Here is a 17,215-nt window from a genome sequence, read left to right as displayed (position 1 = left end):
GGTCGATCCCGGCCTCACCGCGCCGCGCGTCCGCCTCCCGCCCCGTCGCTCCCCGCGCCGCCGAGCCCACCCGGGCCCGCGGCCTCAGCCGCCGCGCCCTGGCCTTCGGCACCTTCTCGGTGGTCGGCGGCCTCTTCGCCACGGCCGCGATCCCCGCGTACGGCGCCCGCAGCTCCTCCGCCACCGCGACCGGCCGCGCCGCCGCGAACCGGGTCGGCCTCCAGAACCTCACCGTCTCCTCCGACGCCGCCGGCCAGACCGCCGTCCGCGACGCCTTCGCCGCACCGACCCAGGCGCAGCTCGACGAGGCCAGCCGCCAGGCGGCCGTGCTCTCCGGATCGAACGGCGGAGAGTTCTCGACCGTGCAGACCCGCGCGGTCGGCGACGACTACCCGTGGCCCTACGAGACCATCGACGACGACGGCGGCGGACTCTCGCCCCTCGGCTACTACTACCGCGAGTGCGTCGACTTCGTGGCCTGGCGCCTCAACCGCGACGCCGGTCGCACCTCCGCGCCGTGGAAGTACACGTGGGGGAACATCACCCCGCTCGGCGGCAGCGCCTACGAGTGGCCGGACAACTGGGCCGCGAAGGGCTGGGCGACCAGCAGCGTCCCCATCGTCGGCTGCGTCGCGTGGTGGACCTACAACCACGTCTCGTACGTGCAGAAGGTCAACGACGACGGCACCGTGCTCCTCGAGGAGTACAACTACGGCGGGAAGCACAGCTACGTCACCCGCACCTTCCCCACCGCGCAGGTCCCGCTCTTCCTGTACCCGCCGGTCCTGTAGGGGGCCTGTCCCCGTCGCGCGTCGGCGGGCGGTGTGTCGCGATCCGTCCCCAGCGCACGCCGACGGGCGAGGGGGTGCGATCGCGCGTCAGGCGAGCGCGGCGAGGAGGATCGCGAAGGCGGGCGTCGTCGGATCGACGAGCGCCATGTGGTCGGCGTCGGCGAGCTCGTGCAGCTGCACGGCAAGATGCCGGTCGGCGTATCGGCGGCTGTAGGCGACGGGGACGTCCTCGTCGAGCACGCCGTGGATCAGCGTGGTCGGCTGCGGCGGCGCGGGCAGCTGCGCGGGGTCGGCGCCCGGGAGCAGCGCGAGGTCGCCGCCGAGGAGCTCGCCCACGGCGTCGTCGCTGAGGCGGTCGGCGGAGGCGGCGGCCAGGTCGAGCACGCCCGCCAGCGCCACCACGGCCGCGACGTGCGGCGACGGACGGGCGGCCTGCGACCAGACGGCGAGGTGGCCGCCGGCGGAGTGGCCGACGAGGGTGACCGGTCCGGCGCCGGGCAGCAGCGCCGGGAGCGCCGCGAGCACGGCCAGGACGTCGTCGCCGGTGCCCGGCCAGCCGCCTCCCGTGTCGCCCGTGCGCCGGTACTCGGGGAGGAGCACGTCGTGCCCGCGGTCGGCCAGCGCCGCCGCGAGCGGCCGGGCGTGCCGCCGGTCCCACCGCGCGCGCCAGAATCCGCCGTGCACGAGCACGACCGGCCGATGCGCCTCGCCGGGCGCCCCGCGGAAGACGTCCGCGATCTGCTCCGGCGCCTCCCCGTACCGGCGCACCTCGTCCGGCTCGCGCCCCTCCGACTGCTGCATCCCCCCAGTACCTCCCCGCGAGACGCCACGTCGGTACGCCCGGCACGGCGTGTCGCGTACCGGAGCGGCATCCCGCGGAGAGGGAGGGGACCGCGTCAGGACTCGAACCAGCCCCGGGGGTGGTGGTCGGCCGTGAGGGGCGTGCGCGGCCGGGTCGGGCGGGCCCAGCGGACGGCGTTCGCCAGCACGCGCCGGATGTCCGGGTGGTGGTAGACGGGGTAGTCCTGGTCGCCGGGCGAGAAGTAGAAGACCTTCCCGAGGCCGCGGGTGTAGGTCACGCCGGAGCGGAACACCTCGCCGCCGGTGAACGTCGACAGGAACACCGTCTCCTCCGGTACCGGGATGTCGAAGTACTCGCCGTACATCTCCTGCTCGGGGATGATCAGCGGGCTGGGCACGCCCTCGGCGATCGGATGGGTGGGCGCGATCGTCCAGACCAGCTCGCGGTCGCGGTCGTTGCGCCACTTCAGCGAGCAGGTCGTGCCCATGAGCGCCTTGAAGATCGACGAGTAGTGGCCCGAGTGCAGGACCAGGATCCCCATCCCCTCCTGCACGTGCCGCAGGACCCGCTGGACGACCTCGTCCGACACCTCCTCGTGCGCGATGTGCCCCCACCACAGCAGCACGTCCGTCGTCGCGAGCGCCTCCTCGGTGAGCCCGTGCTCGGGCTCGGGGAGCGTCGCTGTGCGGACCGAGACGGCGTCGCCGAGCGACTCCGCGAGCCCGTCCGCGATGACGCGGTGGATGCCGTCCGGGTAGTGGCGCAGCACGGTCTCGTCGCCGCGGGTCTCGTGGCGGAACTCGTTCCAGACGAGGACCTCGATCGGGGCGCTCATGCGACCGCCACCTCCTTCTTCTCGGCGGCGGAGCGGTAGATCGCGTCGACCACCCGGCTGCGGTGCAGCGCGTACTCGCCGTAGTGGCCGGAGTAACGGGGGCCGCCCGCGGGCGCGTCGGCTCCCGAGGCGATGGCCTCCAGGAACTCGGCGATGACCGAGCGGTGGTGTCCGGCGGGGACCTTCACGTCGGGGTGCGAGACGGTCGGCGCTCCGGCGACCTCGGAGTAGAGCGTCAGAGTCCCTTCCGTGGCGTAGTCGGCGATGTGGAGGCGCGCGCCCCCGGCCGAGCCGAGCAGCTCGACCTCGATGTCCTCGTCGACCTTCGAGTAGCTGGCCCAGGAGGCGTCGAGCTGGAGCGAGCGGCCGTTGTCGAGGCGCAGCAGGGCGCTCGAGAAGTCCTCCACCTCGAACGCGTGCGTGCCGGTGGCGGCGACGCCGTGCGGGCGCCCTCCGCGGCCGGAGCGGCCGATCTCGCCGTACGCGACCGCCGAGACGCTGGTCACGCGCGGCTCGTCGAGCAGGTGCAGCGCGATGTCGAGCACGTGGGAGCCGAGGTCGATGAGCGGGCCGCCGCCGGCGAGCTCCTTGCTGGTGAACCAGGAGCCGATGCCGGGGATGCCGGTGCGCCGCTGCCAGCTCGCGCGGGCGTGGTAGACGTCGCCCAGCGGCGCGTCGTCGAGGTAGTCGCGGAGGAAGGCGACGTCGGCGCGGCGGCGGTGGTTGTAGGCGATCTCGAGCACCCGGTCGTTCGTGCGGGCGGCCTCGACCATCTCGGCCGCCAGCTCGGCGGTGGTGGCGAGCGGCTTCTCGCAGAAGACGTGCTTGCCGCTCGCGAGCGCGGCCACGGCGATCGGGTGGTGCAGGTGGTTCGGGACGCCGATGGAGACGACGTCGAGGTCGTCGCGGGCGACGAGCTCCTCCCAGTCGGCGTAGAGGTCGGGGACGCCGCGGGTCGCGCCGAGTTCGTGCAGGCGCGCCTCCTCCTGGCCCGCGAGCGCGACGACGCGGGCGCCGGGCAGGGACTGGAAGGCGTCGAGGTGGGTGGTGCCGGCGAAGCCGAGGCCGACGACCCCCACGCGCAGCTCAGTGGTGTTCTCTGTCATGCGCCGAGCCTACTCGAATCGATTCGAGCACTCCACGGGCGGCGTGGCTTCCTGGAGCGCCGGGCAGGCCGGGCGTCAGGCCGCGAGGCGAGCCTCGAGCGCGGCGAGCGACGCGCGCAGGGCCGGCGCCTCGAGGGCGTCGCCGTCGGCGGCGGCGTGCGCGGCGGCGAACGCCTGGACCTGGCGGTGCAGCTCGACGCGGGTCCCGCCGCGGGCGACGACCGCGAGCCGCTCGGCGAGGCGCACGCCGGCGCGGACGACGAGCGGCTGCTCCATCGCGTACGAGCGCAGGGCGAGGAACACGTCGGCCAGAAGCTCGCCCGCTCGAGGCCACGGGACGACCAGGCGGACGATTGCGTCGGCGTCGGAGTAGCGGCCGCGCGCCTCCGGCCGGCCGCAGAGGTCGACGAGCGCGCTGGTCAGGGCCTCGACGGCGCCGACCGCGGTGTACGGGTCGTTCGTGCCGGTCGCGAGCCCGCGGACTCCGATCTCGACCACCTGCTGGACGGCGTATCGGAGGTCCTGGTGCGGGGTGCGCGCGTCGGCGACGACGACCGCGGCGACCGCCTCCTCCTGGGCGACCGACCCCTCCAGGACCTCGAGCACCGGGTCGCCGACGAGGACGTGGTCGCCGGGCAGCGCGAGCACCCGGAGCCGCGCGTCGCCGCGGCGGGCCAGGGCGACCAGCCGCTCGATCTCGAGCTGCTCGACGTAGCCCCCGCGCACCGCCCGCAGCACGCCTGGCTCGCGCCCCGCCGGCGGCAGGGCCTCCTCCGCGAGCAGGGCCCCCTCCGCCTCCGCCGGCTCCTCCCCGTCCTCCGGGTGCAGCCGCTCGATGACGTCGACGAGCTCGCCGAGCACCCGCTGCTGCAGCGTCGTCACCTGCACCGACAGCGCGATGTGGTGGATGAAGTAGACGAGCACCGCGACGTCGCCCACCGCGAGCAGCACCGAGAACGAGACGGCCACCACCGGCACGAACGTCAGCGACGCGTCCTCCTCCGTGTGCACCGCGCGCAGCACGATCAGCGAGTAGAGGAACGTGGACGTGAGCACCGCCAGGACGACCTGGTTGCCGCGGTCGGCCATGAAGTTGCGGACCAGCCGGGGCCCGTAGGCGGAGGACGTGGTCGCCAGCACCGAGATCGTGATCGAGAACGAGGTCGCGGCGACGCCGAGCATCGTCCCGCCGATCGCCGAGAGGATCGCCCGGCCGCCGGTCGGCGACAGGTCCTCGATCAGGGGGATGTCGCTGACGCCGGCGCGGACCAGCAGGTGGTCGACCTCGACCAGCCCCAGCGCCAGCCCGACGGCGAGGACGCCGAACAGGGCCGGGAGGAACCAGAAGGATTCGCGGAGGTGGAGGAGCCGGGAGCGCATCCTCGAAGGCTAGAGCGGCGCCTCCTCACGGGCCGCGCCGCCGCGGAGGCTTGCGCGCCGGCGCGGGACGTGCCGCGGTGCCTGCCGCCAAGGCGACGTCGCGTCAGGGCCGTCCGCACTGCGGGGGCGTCGTCGCGACGGACGCCGGACGCACCGGAGGCGCCGACCCACGGGGATCGGCGCCTCCGCAGGGCGTCAGGTGACGTTGATGAGCGTGCGCTGCCAGCCGGAGGATCCGTCGGGCGCGACCGGCGCGCGGTCCTCGATCTGGACCATGCCGTTCTTGTCGACCGCGCGGACCGCGACGTAGTGCGAGCCGGGCTGGGCGTCCCAGTCGACGAACCACTGCACCCAGGTGTCGAGGTTGACCGGGGTCGAGAGCGTCGCCTCCTGCCAGTCGCCGTTGTCGATGCTCACCTCGACCTTCTCGATGCCGATGCTCTGCGCCCAGGCGACGCCAGCGATCTTGAGAGCGCCCGAGGTGACGGGGACGCCGATCCGCGGGGTGTCGATCCGCGAGGACATCTTGATGGGGGCCTCGGCGGAGTAGCCGCGCGGGGTCCAGTAGGCCTGGTCGGCCTCGAAGGTGGTGACCTTGAGCTCGGTGAGCCACTTGGTGGCCGAGACGTAGCCGTAGAGGCCGGGCACGATCATCCGCACCGGGAAGCCGTGCTCAAACGGGAGGGGCTCGCCGTTCATGCCGACGGCGAGGATCGCGTCGAGGTTCTCGTCCGTGACCGCGGTGATCGGGGTGGACGCCGTGTAGCCGTCGCTGCTGGTCGAGAGGAGCATGTCGGCTCCGCTCTGCACGCCGGCCATCTTCAGCACGTCGCGCAGGGGTACGCCGAGCCACTTGGCGTTGCCGACGAGGTTGCCGCCGACCTGGTTCGAGACGCAGGTGAGGGTGATGCCGTACTCGTCGAGGCCCATGTCGAAGATCTGCTGGAGGTTCAGCGTCACCTCGCGGTCGACCATGCCGGTGATCTTCAGCGACCAGGCCGACGGGTCCAGGTTGGGCACGGTGAGGGCGGTGTCGACGCGGTAGAAGTCGGCGTTCGGCGTGTAGAGCGGGGTGATGCCCTCGATGTCGAGCTCGGCGCCCGCGGGGACCGAGACGGTGCTGCGCGGGGACGGCAGGCGCAGGGCGTCGCGGACACCGGCGAGGGAGGAGGTCGCCGCGTTGACCAGGCGGGCACCGGTGCCGACGACGGCCGCGCCGACGGCGGAGATCAGCGCGATGCGGAAGAAGCCGCGGCGCTCGAGGGCGCCCGGACGGGCCTCGGAGGATGTTCCCCTGGCCTCCGAGGCCCGGGCCGCACGCCAGCCGCGCAGGCGCGTGAAGAGGAGGTGCATGACGACGACGGCGACGACGAGTCCGACCAGCGTGGGCACCGCAGCGAGCGGCGACGCTCCGGTGCGGGTCACGATGGCGGCGATCGAGAGGCCGCCGGCGATCACGAGCAGCACCTGGCCGAGCGGCGGGCGGACCAGCTGGAGCACTCCGGCGATCGCGGCGGCGACGACGACCGCGGCGCCCACGCTGCCGAGCAGGAAGGTCTTGTCGTTCTCGCCGAACGTCTCGATCGCGAACTCCTTGAGCGGGCGCGGGACGATGTCGACGATGAAGGCGCCGAGCGCGAGCACGGGGCTCGCGGTGCGGGCGACCGCGAGGGCGATGAGCTCGGCGACGGCGAGGAGGACTCCGCCCGTGACGATGCCCGCGAGGGCGGCGAGCAGGAAGTAGAGAGCTCGATGCTCGCGCACGGGTGCCGCTGTCTGGTTCATGGAGGAGAGTTTTCTCCCGCGACCTGCCGTTTCCCAGGGTGTCCCTGGTTTGGTCGTGTAGGCGCCTTTTTCATAACGAACAGGTAACGCACAGCGGCGTGACCGCGGCCGGGTCGGTCGAGGGGCCGACCCGCGAGGTCGGCCCGGCGTCGGCCCGGATCCGTCTCGAGATCGCCGACGGTGAGGATCGTCGACGCCGGTCCCGTGCGGTGGGCTCGGAGCAGGCGCGCTCGGACCCGCGCGACGGACTCGCGCCCCGCTCCCCCTCCGCGGTCCGGAGTGACGGTGCCGCGGACCGCTCGGGTCGGCTGCTCGCCGCCGCGCCTCCTCTTCCGCCGGCCCCCCACGAGGGCCCGTCCGTCAGAGCGCCCCGAGGACCGGGCCGCCGAGGATCGCCTCCGCCTCATGCCAGAGCCGCGCGCCCAGCGCCGCGTCGGTCGAGCTGGGCACGGGAGTCGCGAGCACCGGCTCCCCCGCGGCTCCGTGGCGGGGGCCGATGTAGGCGTTCCACGGCAGTGTCGGTGCGGCGACGGCGGCGACGGCGGGTCGCGCCGCGGAGTCCTTCCCCTGCACCAGGCGCGAGACCAGCGGCGCGAGGGCGGGTGCGAGGAGCCGCACGGGCAGCGGCCGCTCGTGGAGCGGCGGCCGCTCGGGGGTGAGGGCGTCGATGGCGCCGCCGGGGTGGGCGACGACGGAGCGGATCCGAGACCCCGCCTCGAGGAGGCGCCGGTCGAGCTCGAACCCCAGGATCTCCGCGGCGTGCTTGGACATCGCGTAGGCGACGCGGGGGCGGTAGGACTTCTGCGAGAGCCAGTCGTCGGGGTCGAAGGGGATCCGCCGGGTGAGCATGCTGCCGGTGCTGACGATCCGCGCGGCCGGCGCCTCCTCGAGCGCCGGCAGTGCGGAGCGCAGGAGCTCGAGGTGCGCGAGGACGTTCACGCCGACCGTCGACTCGACGCCGAAAGCGCCCGTCGCAGCGGTCCTCGGCGCGGCGATGATCCCCGCGTTGAGGACGATGCCGTCGAGGGTGCCGAGGCGCCGGAGGGCGTCCCCCGCCGACAGGATCGACTCCCGGTCGGAGAGGTCCAGCGGCAGGTGGCGGTGCCGGCCCGGGTCGGGGAGCAGCCCGATGGCCGAGTGCGCCCGAGCCTCGGAGCGGGCGGCGACGACGACCCGTGCGCCGAGGCGGGCGAGTCCCTCCGCGACGAAGAAGCCGATGCCGCCGGCGGCCCCGGTGACGACGACGGTGCGCCCGTCGAGTCGTGCGATCTCCACGCGGTCTCCCCTCGGCGCCCGAGAAGGGGCGCGGTGGTCTCGGAAGGGCTCGGTTTCCCTTCACTACTTGAAGCTTCACCGTACATGCTTCAGGACTTGAAGCGATATTCTGCTCGCATGGCGACACGACGGGACGAGCGGCTGGCGGACGCACTGGCCGCGGTCTACGACGTGGTGGCGCGCACCGACGAGGCGCTCGCTCCGGCACTGCGCGAGTACGGCATCACCGCCACGACCGCCCACCTCCTCTGGAGCATCGACCCCGACGAGCCCGCTCCGTCCATGAGCGAGGCGGCCGCCCGAGCGCACTGCACCCCGCAGAACGTCACCTTCCTCTGCCGGCAGCTCGAGGCGCGGGGACTGGTCGAGCGCCGGGTGTCGCCGACGGACCAGCGGCAGCGCATCATCGGGATCACGCCGCTCGGCCGCGTCGCCCGCGAGCGGATCAGCGCGCTCGTCTCCGCCGACTCCCCCCTGGCGCGGAGGACCGATGCGGTGCTCGATGCCGTCGTCGAGCTGCTCGGCCCGCCGCCGGGCCTCACCGCGCGCGACGCCCCCGCCGGAGGACCGCCGCGTTCGCGGTGACGATGAGGGCGATGCCGATCCATCCGGCCGCGCCGACGTCCTGCCCGAGCACGACCGCGCCGATGAGGGCCGCCAGGACGGGGTTGACGCTCATCAGCGTCCCGAACACGCTCGCCGGCAGCCTCCGGAGCGCGATCACGTCCGCCACGAACGGGACCGCCGTCGCGAGGACGCCGGCGCCGACCGCCAGGAGCACGGTGCCCGCGTCCGGATGCGTCGTGACGAGCGTCCCGACGGCGACGGGCAGGAAGACGGCGGCGGAGATCCCGGTCGCCGTGGCGGTCCCCTGCGCTCCGGGCAGACGGAGTCCGATGATCCGGTTGAGCAGGATGTACGCGGCCCAGCAGCACGCGGCCGCGAGACCGAGCGCGATCCCCAGCTGGTCGGACGAGGGCCTCGGCCCGGCGATCGCGACGACGCCCGCTCCGGCGACGAGGGCGCAGAGCGCGCTGGTCCTGCTCCGGGAGCCGAGGAGCGCGACCGCCAGCGGCCCGCAGAACTCCAGGGTCACCGCCAGCCCCAGCCCGATGCGGTCGATGGCCGCGTAGAGCGTGAGGTTCATCGCTCCGAACACCACGGCGAGGAGCAGGACGGGCCACCACTGCGCGCGGGTCAGGTCGCGGATCCGCGGCCGCACGACCGGGAGGAGGATCAGCGCGGCGACGATCTGCCGGACGGCGACCACTCCGACGGATCCCAGGACCGGGAAGGCCAGAGTCCCGGAAGCCGCCCCGAGCTGGTTCGAGAGGGCGCTCGCGAGGGCGGTCGCGACGCCGACGGTCCGGCCGTCGCCGGGGAGCTGCTTCGTCATGCCGGAAGTCTGCGAGCCGTCCGGCCCCGGCTCACAATGCATCACCGGTCCGATCGATGCGGGAACCGCATGAATAGGATGCGGTCATGGATCTGGAACTGCGCCACCTCCGGTCGTTCGTCGGCGTCGTGGACGCCGGGACCTTCACCGACGCGGGGATCGACCTCGGCATCTCCCAGACGGCGGTCTCCCGCAACGTCGCGGCGCTCGAGTCCGTCCTCGGACGAAGGCTCCTCCACCGGACGACCCGCAGCGTCGAGCTCGCGCCGGCGGGCGAGCGGGTGCTGCGGCACGCCCGCCGCGTCCTGGCCGTCGTCGACGACCTTCGCGAGGAGGCGGCGGCCGGGACGGACACGATCCGGATCGGGTACGCCTGGTCGGCTCTCGGCGAGCACACCCAGGAGTTCCAGCGCCGCTGGGCCGCGGCGCTCCCCCGCCACGAGCTGCGGCTGATCCGCTCCAACACCCCCACCGCGGGGCTCGCGGAGGGCCTCAGCGATCTCGCGATCCTCCGGCGCGGATCTCCGGCTGCGGACGTCGAGTCGGCTCTGATCGGCACCGAGAAGCGCTACTGCGCGCTGTCCGTCGACGACCCGCTCGCCGCGAAGCGCACGGTCACCCTCGCCCAGGTGGCGACCGCTCCGCTGGCGCTCGACGACCGGACCGGGAGCACCCGGCTCGACCTCTGGCCCGAGCACGACCGGCCGCGGATCACCGTCCCGACGACCGACGTCGACGACTGGCTCACGGTGATCAGCAGCGGCTCCGCCCGCGGAGTGACCGCGGAGTCGACGGTGAGCCAGTACCGACGGCAGGGCCTCGCCTACCGGGTCGTCCGCGACGCCCCGCCGGTCCCCGTGCACGCCGCGTGGATCCGGAGCGACCCGCCGCCCGTCCTGGGCGACGTCATCGGGCTGCTCCAGGGCCTCTACCGCGCCTCCGACTGACGACGACGGCCGCCGGGGGCGATCCCCGGCGGCCGTCGTCGTCACGTCACTTGCAGGTGAGAGCGGAGTACGCGGCCTGCTTCGTGGTCGTCACCGCGGCTCCGTCCAGGGTGGCCGTCGCGGTCACCGTCGCCGAGCCCGCGGCCACCGAGGCGGCGCGGGTGGTGAAGGCGTGGGACGCGCTCGACCCCGGAGCGATCCCGGTGAACGACTTCGAGCCCCAGGAGGACGCGATGGTGATCGCCGCCGGGACCTTCGCGTCGTTCCGAGCGGAGACCGTCACCACGACCTTGCCCGCCACGCAGCGGCTGGTGGCCGTCACGGTGGTCGGCACCGTCGCCGCGGAGGCGCGGACGATCGTGAGGCGGTAGGTCGCGGTGGTCGTGTGGTCCTGCGCCGACGACTCGACGACCACGCTCGTCGTGCCCGACGCCGCGAGCGGCACCGTGCGGCGGAGCGTGTCGTCGATCAGCACGCCGTCGACCTTCACCAGACCGCTGGGCACGGCCGGGTCGAGGTCGAGCGAGACGCTGGTCGTGCCGGCCGGCACCGTCAGGGTGTGGTCCCGCACCCCGGCGGCGAGCGTCGGCGAGAGCGTCCCGACGTCGGAGGAGAGCTTCGTCAGCTCCGGGTCCACCGCGTAGGTGGTCGACTCCGTGGTGTAGACCCCGAAGACGCCGCCGACGTAGCTGGACCCGGTGCCCTGGAAGCGCACCGTGACGACGGGGATCTTGCGTCCCTGCGCGTCGAGCACGTACTTCCCGCTCTGGTCGCGCTTGTAGCTGTCCTTCGCGGCGAGGCCGCTGAGGACGGACGCCGGGATCCGGTCGTACTGGACGTACCAGCTCGTCGCTCCGGCCGCTCCCGAGACCACCTCGGTCTTGAGCTTCACGTCGTTGAGGTAGACGTCGAAGGTGCGTCCCGCGTCGCCGCCGTAGTAGCGGACCCCGAGGTAGTTCGCCGGCAGAGCCGGGTCGACGATCATGTCGTACTGGAAGTACGCCTCCGCCGAGCGCTCGCCGTCGCGGTAGCCCTCCCCGCGCCAGGTGCCGACTCCGGACCGCGCGGTCTTGTAGTTCTTGTCGGCCTCGCTGTTGTTGTTGTCGAACGAGGTGAGGGAGTCGATGGTCGTCTCGTCGACGCGCAGCTGCTCCTTCTGCGTCCGGATCAGCTCCTGGGCCGCGGCCGAGTCGGGCTCGATCAGGGTCATGTAGGTCGCGTAGCGGGCGTTGTAGAGGCTGTAGTACGGAGTGAACACCCGGGCGGCGGACGCGGCGTCGACGTTCTTCATGCCGAAGCGCATCGTCGTGCGGCCGTTGCCGTCCGCGCCGTCGGGCAGGCGGACCAGGTTGCCGCGGACCGCGGACTTCCAGGCCGCGGAGTCCGCGACGACGACGTTCGAGTTCACGGACTTGTCGGCCGTGCCCATGCGCACCAGGACGCCGGCGACGTAGGACGCCTCGACGTTCGAGCGGTTGAGCTCGGTCGCCAGCAGCACCGGTCCGTAGCGGAACGCGGTCCAGTCGGGGTTCTCCGTGTCCGCGACCGCGCTGACCGCGACGGGCAGCTTCCAGGTCAGCACGTCACCGGCGGCGACGGCGACCGAGACGTATCCGGCCTGGGCCGTGACGGCACGGACGGCACCGTTCACGGTGAGCGTCGGCGCTCCGTCGATCCAGGACGGCACGCGCAGCTTGAGGGTCGTGTCCGCGGCCACGGCTCCTCCGGCCAGCGCTTCGACCCTCAGGGTCGCCGTGTCCGTGCTCGGGATGTCCGCCGTCTGGGTCAGCCGGAGGTTGTTCGCGGAGGAGCGGAGGACCGAGGAGCGGAACTGGTTCACGAAGACGGTCTTCGGCTTCTCGAAGTAGATCGAGTCGCCGAGCTTGGTGAAGCTCTCGATACCCGAGCCGTGGTCGCACCAGAACTCGTCGAGCTCGTGCCCGAAGACCTTGGCGTAGCCCGCGGTCTGCGGCTGGAAGTAGGTCACCATGCCGGTGTCCGGGTTCTGCACCGAGAGGACGCCGTTGATGAACGTCTCCTCGTAGAAGTCGGCGTACTTCACGTCCTCGGTCACCTGGAACAGCGCCCGGGTGAGCTTGAGCATGTTGTAGATGTTGCAGCCCTCGGAGGTCGAGTTCTCGCCGTAGCCGGTGGTCTGGCCGTTCGTGGCGTACTCGTACAGGGTGCCGGGTGCGTGGAAGTGCTCGGACTGGCTGTTGCCGCCGTTGGCGTAGGTGTGGGTCTCGTCGACCATGCGCCAGAAGTTCTCGGCGGCACGGCGGTACATGTCGAGATCCGACTTCTCCGCGGCGGTGAGCGTGGCGTAGAGCGCCGGGTCGTCGGTGAAGACGCGGTAGCGCTTCAGCGCGCCGATCAGCTTCGGGACGGTCGTGTTCGCGTGCAGCCCGTTGAGGACGTCCTCGTTGTTCGCGAGCTTCTGGAACAGCGCGGTCTCGTCGAAGTACTCGGCCGCGCGCTTGTGCGCCGGGTCGTGCGTGGTCTCGTACAGGCGGTAGAGCGCCTCGTTCATTCCGCCGTACTCCGTGTTCAGGAGCTGCCCGGGGTTGGCCTGGCGGCCCGCCCAGGCGGTGATCCAGCTGCCGAAGCCGCCGGCGACGACGAGCGCCTTCTGCGAGACGGCGTCGGGCGCCTGGTCGTGGGCGTCGAGGAGGCCTGCGAGCACCTTGTGCAGGTTGTAGAAGGGGACGAGCAGGCCGTCTCCGCCCGAGGGGAGGTAGCGGGTCGGGAACGGCGAGACGTAGCCGGCGTTCGCGGGGTCCTTCAGCGCGTAGGCGTCCTGGACCTTCTTCAGACCGTCGACGGAAGCGGTGAGCTTCGCGAGCAGAGCCGCCTTGGTGGCCGCGTCCTCCTCGGTCGCGTAGGCCTGCGAGAGCGCCGAGAGGTAGTGGCCGAAGAAGTGGCCCTGGAACCGGGTGCCGTTCTCGCGCTCCCAACCCCCGTATCCGCCGCTGGTGGTCGGCGTGAGCCCGGCCTCGCGGTAGAAGGAGTAGAGGAACATCTCGGGGTCGAGGCTCAGCAGGTACTCGACGGTCTGCTGCTCCCCGTTCTCGAGGTAGGGGTCCTGCACGGAGACGTCGGACAGGCCGGCCTCCAGAAGGTAGTTCGACGTCTTCACTCCCCGGGGCTGCACCTGGAGAGTGTAGGTCTTCGTGACCGCGGTGCTGCCCCCGTAGGTGGCGGAGCCGGTGAGGACGACCTGCGTCGCGGAGCCGGTGGGCGGCGTGACCGCGGCCGTGCCTCCGCTGATCGCGACGGTCGCCGGGTCGGAGGAGGTCCAGCTGAGGGCGGACCCCTTCGCGCCGACGGTGGGCAGGGTGAAGCCGGTGCTGGTGCTCGCGGGCGGGGCGACCAGCTCGAGGTCGGCCCGTGCGATGCTCGCGGGGTCGAAGGAGGGGTTGCCGGCCTTCGTCAGGGCGACGACGTCGGTGGTGGTCGCGACGCCGTTGTAGAGCGCGTAGTCGTCGAGCAGGCCGCGCAGGTGCGCACCGTTGTACTGGGGGCCGTTGAAGCCGAGGGTCTTCGTCGAGGTGCTCTCGGAGCCGAGGACGCCGGATGCGGAGGAGGACGGCGCGGTCTTGACGACGGCGGTCTGCTTCACCCCGTTGCGGTAGAAGGCGACGGCCTTGGTGCTCTTGTCGTACGTGGCGACCACGTGCGTCCACTCCCCCGCGGGGAAGAAGCCGGAGCGGGCGGTCTCGACGGCGACCTTGTACGGCTGACCGCCGGACGGGCCGATCGAGAGGGCGAGCGGAGTGCCGTCGCCCTCGGAGGTGAGGTACCAGCCGTCGGAGTTGTAGGCGGTCTTGTTCCAGGTGAAGACCTGCTCACCGGTCATCGCGCTGGTCGGCTTGTACCAGAACGAGACGGTGAGGTCGGCGGGCTGCAGCGCCGCCGCAGTGCCGAGCGAGATCGCGTTCGATCCGGTGAACTCGAACGCCCGGCCGTTCAGGCCGGTGCCGTAGGAGGCGGTGCCCTTCTGCATCCCGAGGGCGGTACCACGACCGCTGGTGTCGGCGAGCGACCCGTCGAACGGGAGCTCGAGCACCTTCGCGGCGTCGAGCGAGGTGGTGGGGGCGGCCTGGGCCGTGGGGCCGACCGACAGGAGACCCGCCGTCAGCGCCATCACCGCCACGGTGGCCAGGGGGAGTCGTCGTCTCATTCGTGAGGCCTCTCGTCGTTGAGAAATCCGGCCCAGGGGGGCGGGCCGCCTCGAATGTTACCGTTAACAGTAGTTTTCGGTGAGGTTTCGGTGAGAGGACTGACAGGGTCCTCGAGCGCTCAGCGGCGCCGGTCCAGAGCCGCCCGGAGGTACGGAGCGGTGCGGCTGCCCGCGGCCTCGGCGACCTCCTCCGGAGTGCCCGTCGCGGCCACCGAGCCGCCGGCCCGGCCCGCCCCCGGGCCGAGGTCCACGACCCAGTCCGCGTCGGCGACGACGCGCATGTCGTGCTCGACGACGATCACCGTGTTGCCCGCGTCGACGAGGTGCTGCAGGTGCTCGAGCAGGCGGTCGGCGTCGGCGGGGTGCAGGCCCGACGTCGGCTCGTCGAGCAGGTAGAGCGTGTCCCCGCGCTGGGCACGACGCAGCTCCGAGGCGAGCTTCACCCGCTGCGCCTCTCCCCCGGACAGCTCGGGCGCCGGCTGGCCGAGCGAGACGTAGCCGAGCCCCACGTCCACCAGAGCGTCGAGGTGGCGGGCGACCTCGCGGTCCTCGGCGAAGGCCTCGCGCGCGTCGGCGACGCTCAGCGCGAGGACGTCGGCGATCGTCCGGCCGCCGAGGGTGACCTCGAGGGTCTCGTCGTTGTACCGGGTGCCGCCGCACGCCGTGCAGGGCGCCTCGACGGTCGGGAGGAACAGCAGCTCCACCTCCACGGAGCCCTCGCCCTTGCAGACGGGGCAGCGCCCGCTGGGCAGGTTGAAGGAGAATCGGCTCGCCGAGAAGCGGCGGCGCTTCGCCTCCGGAGTGGCCGCGAAGAGCGTCCGCACCCGGTCGAACAGGCCCGTGTACGTCGCGACGTTCGAGCGCGAGGTCCGGCCGATCGGGGTCTGGGTCACCTGCACCACCCGGCGCAGGCGGTCCGCGGGCCCGGAGGCGGTGCCGCGGGTCGCCGCCGCCGCCGCCGCGTCGAGCAGCGGGTCCGCCTCCCCGACCTCCTCCGTCGGCGCATCCTCGGCGACGTCGGCGCGGAGCGAGGCGCGCAGCAGATCGGGCAGCGCCTGGTTCACGAGCGTCGACTTGCCCGATCCGGAGACGCCGGTGACCGCGGTGAGCACCCCGACCGGGAACGCGACGGAGAGGTCGTCGAGGGTGTGCCGCGAGACTCCGGCGAGCTCGATCCACTGCTCCGCGGTGCGGCGGGAGCGCAGCGGCGCCGGGTCGCCCTCGGGGAAGAGGTAGCGGCGGGTGACGGAGTCGCGGGCGCCCGGCAGGCCGTCGAGCGGGCCGGAGTAGACGACGGTGCCGCCCCCCGACCCCGCGCCCGGGCCGATGTCGACGATCCAGTCGGCCTCGCGGATGACGTCGAGGGAGTGCTCGACGAAGAAGACGGTGTTGCCGGTCGCGCGCAGGGTCCGCAGGATACCGAGCAGCGCCTCCGTGTCGGCGGGGTGCAGGCCCGTGGACGGCTCGTCGAGCACGAAGACGACGCCGAAGAGGCGCGAGAGCACCTGCGTCGCGAGGCGCATCCGCTGGAGCTCCCCCGAGGAGAGCGTCGGCGTGGAGCGGTCGAGCGAGAGGTGGCCGAGGCCCAGGTCGACGATCGGCGCGAGGCGGGCGACGAGGTCCTCGACCAGCCGCTGCGCGGCCAGGCGGGTCTGCGGAGCGCCGTCGGCCGGGGTCCAGCCGGGCTCCAGCACGCGCCGCGCGACGACGACCAGCTCCTCGAGCGGGAGCGCTGACAGCTCGGTGATGTCGAGCCCCTCGAAGGTGACGGCGAGCGCGTCGGGCTTCAGCCTCCGGCCGCCGCACACCGGGCAGGCGACGCTGACGACGAACGAGGCCGCGCGCTCGCGCATCCGGGCGCTCTTCGAGCCGGCGAAGGTGTCGAGCACGTAGCGGCGCACCCCGAGGAACGTGCTCATGTAGCGCGGCTCGTCACCGGCGGCCACGGCCGCGCGCACCTCCGCGGGAGAGCGGTCGGTCCACACGGGAACCTGCGGGGAGTCGGGAGTGTGCAGGATCCAGTCGCGGTCCTCCGCGGGCAGGTCGCGCCACGGAGCGTCGATGTCGTGTCCGAGCGAGATCAGGCTGTCGCGCAGTTGCTTGCCGTGCCAGGCGGTCGGCCAGGCGGCGAGCGCCCCGTCGCGGATCGAGAGGGAGTCGTCCGGCACCATCAGCTCGTCGGGGACGTCGTAGACCCGGCCGATGCCGTGGCAGCTGGGGCACGCGCCCTGCACGGTGTTGGCCGAGAAGTCCTCTGCGAGCAGCATCGGCGCGCCCTCGGGGTAGGCGCCGATGCGCGAGAACACCATCCGCACCACGCTCGAGAGCGTCGTCGCACTGCCGACCGTGGAGCGGGCCGAGCCTCCGGAGCGCCGCTGCGGGAGGGCGACGGCCGGCGGCAGGCCCTCGATCGAGTCGACGTCCGGCACGCCGACCTGGTCGATCAGCCGCCGCGCGTAGGGGGCGACCGACTCGAAGTAGCGGCGCTGCGCCTCCGCGTAGAGCGTGCCGAAGGCGAGCGAGCTCTTGCCCGATCCGGAGACCCCCGTGAAGGCGACGAGGGCGTCGCGCGGCACGTCGACGTCGATGCTCCGGAGGTTGTTCTCGCGGGCGCCGCGCACGCGGACGTGGTCGAGGGGGTCGGTGGTTCCAGGCGCGCTCATCCGTACAGCCTGCCGTGCCGGGATGTGGGGCGGCCGCCGCGGAGCTCCGAGGCGC

12 protein-coding genes are annotated in these 17,215 nt (G+C 72.9%); 3 read left to right on the top strand and 9 right to left on the bottom strand.

Annotated elements, in window-relative coordinates:
* Nucleotides 1–791 (top strand): CHAP domain-containing protein (locus tag C5C39_RS14700; protein WP_104353724.1); only part of this gene is annotated, 791 nt, incomplete at its 5' end.
* Between the two features lie 87 nt (nt 792–878).
* Here C5C39_RS14700 and C5C39_RS14695 read toward each other — a convergent pair.
* From C5C39_RS14695 to C5C39_RS14670, 6 genes are all read right to left on the bottom strand, one after another.
* Nucleotides 879–1,592 carry an alpha/beta fold hydrolase gene (locus tag C5C39_RS14695; protein WP_104353723.1) on the bottom strand — a complete coding sequence of 238 codons (714 nt, stop codon included), beginning with the start codon at nt 1,590–1,592 and terminating at the stop codon, nt 879–881.
* Nucleotides 1,593–1,687: 95 nt separating this feature from the next.
* Entirely contained in the window at nt 1,688–2,428 is a 741-nt protein-coding gene (locus tag C5C39_RS14690; protein ID WP_104226581.1) for a ThuA domain-containing protein, read from the bottom strand.
* Nucleotides 2,425–3,534 carry a Gfo/Idh/MocA family protein gene (locus C5C39_RS14685; RefSeq protein ID WP_104273851.1) on the bottom strand — a complete coding sequence of 370 codons (1,110 nt, stop codon included), beginning with the start codon at nt 3,532–3,534 and terminating at the stop codon, nt 2,425–2,427. The genes C5C39_RS14690 and C5C39_RS14685 overlap by 4 nt, the downstream gene beginning before the upstream one ends.
* A gap of 75 nt (nt 3,535–3,609) precedes the next feature.
* On the bottom strand, nt 3,610–4,914 hold the full coding sequence (locus tag C5C39_RS14680) for a DUF2254 domain-containing protein (RefSeq protein WP_104353722.1): 1,305 nt from the start codon (nt 4,912–4,914) through the stop codon (nt 3,610–3,612).
* Between the two features lie 195 nt (nt 4,915–5,109).
* Entirely contained in the window at nt 5,110–6,699 is a 1,590-nt protein-coding gene (locus tag C5C39_RS14675; RefSeq protein WP_104226578.1) for a molybdopterin-dependent oxidoreductase, read from the bottom strand.
* A 360-nt stretch (nt 6,700–7,059) separates the two neighbouring features.
* Nucleotides 7,060–7,974, bottom strand: a complete 915-nt coding sequence (locus C5C39_RS14670; protein ID WP_104353721.1) for an SDR family NAD(P)-dependent oxidoreductase — start codon at nt 7,972–7,974, stop codon at nt 7,060–7,062.
* 117 nt (nt 7,975–8,091) lie between these two features.
* On the opposite strand from C5C39_RS14670, the gene C5C39_RS14665 reads away from it, so the two are divergent.
* Nucleotides 8,092–8,559 (top strand): MarR family winged helix-turn-helix transcriptional regulator, encoded by a 468-nt coding sequence (locus C5C39_RS14665; RefSeq protein WP_181073444.1) that lies wholly within the window; start codon nt 8,092–8,094, stop codon nt 8,557–8,559.
* On the opposite strand, the gene C5C39_RS14660 is transcribed toward C5C39_RS14665, so the two are convergent.
* The gene (locus C5C39_RS14660; RefSeq protein ID WP_104353719.1) at nt 8,513–9,370 is read right to left on the bottom strand and encodes a DMT family transporter; all 858 of its coding nucleotides are present in this window, start codon (nt 9,368–9,370) and stop codon (nt 8,513–8,515) included. The genes C5C39_RS14665 and C5C39_RS14660 overlap by 47 nt on opposite strands.
* A gap of 86 nt (nt 9,371–9,456) precedes the next feature.
* Here C5C39_RS14660 and C5C39_RS14655 point away from each other — a divergent pair, with 86 nt between their 5' ends.
* A complete protein-coding gene (locus tag C5C39_RS14655) occupies nt 9,457–10,317 on the top strand; it encodes a LysR family transcriptional regulator (RefSeq protein ID WP_104353718.1) in 861 nt (286 codons plus the stop codon).
* Between the two features lie 46 nt (nt 10,318–10,363).
* Here the strand turns inward: C5C39_RS14655 and C5C39_RS14650 are convergent, their stop codons facing one another.
* Together C5C39_RS14650 and C5C39_RS14645 are read right to left on the bottom strand one after the other, a co-directional pair.
* The gene (locus C5C39_RS14650; protein WP_104353717.1) at nt 10,364–14,497 is read right to left on the bottom strand and encodes a beta-L-arabinofuranosidase domain-containing protein; all 4,134 of its coding nucleotides are present in this window, start codon (nt 14,495–14,497) and stop codon (nt 10,364–10,366) included.
* A 119-nt stretch (nt 14,498–14,616) separates the two neighbouring features.
* Complete coding sequence (locus C5C39_RS14645; protein ID WP_104353716.1) at nt 14,617–17,160, bottom strand: excinuclease ABC subunit UvrA; 2,544 nt, start codon at nt 17,158–17,160, stop codon at nt 14,617–14,619.
* Nucleotides 17,161–17,215: the final 55 nt, after the last annotated feature.

This window comes from Rathayibacter sp. AY1F3 (genome assembly GCF_002931975.1).
Lineage (GTDB): Bacteria > Actinomycetota > Actinomycetes > Actinomycetales > Microbacteriaceae > Rathayibacter.
This window is presented reverse-complemented; position numbering and strand designations above follow the sequence as displayed.

What these genes read in the sequence shown, in the direction of transcription:
- C5C39_RS14675 (WP_104226578.1), bottom strand. Translation starts at nt 6,699, where the DNA reads ATGAACCAGACAGCGGCACCCGTGCGCGAGCATCGAGCTCTCTACTTC.
- C5C39_RS14665 (WP_181073444.1), top strand. Translation starts at nt 8,092, where the DNA reads ATGGCGACACGACGGGACGAGCGGCTGGCGGACGCACTGGCCGCGGTC.
- C5C39_RS14690 (WP_104226581.1), bottom strand. Translation starts at nt 2,428, where the DNA reads ATGAGCGCCCCGATCGAGGTCCTCGTCTGGAACGAGTTCCGCCACGAG.
- C5C39_RS14685 (WP_104273851.1), bottom strand. Translation starts at nt 3,534, where the DNA reads ATGACAGAGAACACCACTGAGCTGCGCGTGGGGGTCGTCGGCCTCGGC.
- C5C39_RS14645 (WP_104353716.1), bottom strand. Translation starts at nt 17,160, where the DNA reads ATGAGCGCGCCTGGAACCACCGACCCCCTCGACCACGTCCGCGTGCGC.
- C5C39_RS14695 (WP_104353723.1), bottom strand. Translation starts at nt 1,592, where the DNA reads ATGCAGCAGTCGGAGGGGCGCGAGCCGGACGAGGTGCGCCGGTACGGG.
- C5C39_RS14680 (WP_104353722.1), bottom strand. Translation starts at nt 4,914, where the DNA reads ATGCGCTCCCGGCTCCTCCACCTCCGCGAATCCTTCTGGTTCCTCCCG.
- C5C39_RS14660 (WP_104353719.1), bottom strand. Translation starts at nt 9,370, where the DNA reads ATGACGAAGCAGCTCCCCGGCGACGGCCGGACCGTCGGCGTCGCGACC.
- C5C39_RS14650 (WP_104353717.1), bottom strand. Translation starts at nt 14,497, where the DNA reads ATGAGACGACGACTCCCCCTGGCCACCGTGGCGGTGATGGCGCTGACG.
- C5C39_RS14655 (WP_104353718.1), top strand. Translation starts at nt 9,457, where the DNA reads ATGGATCTGGAACTGCGCCACCTCCGGTCGTTCGTCGGCGTCGTGGAC.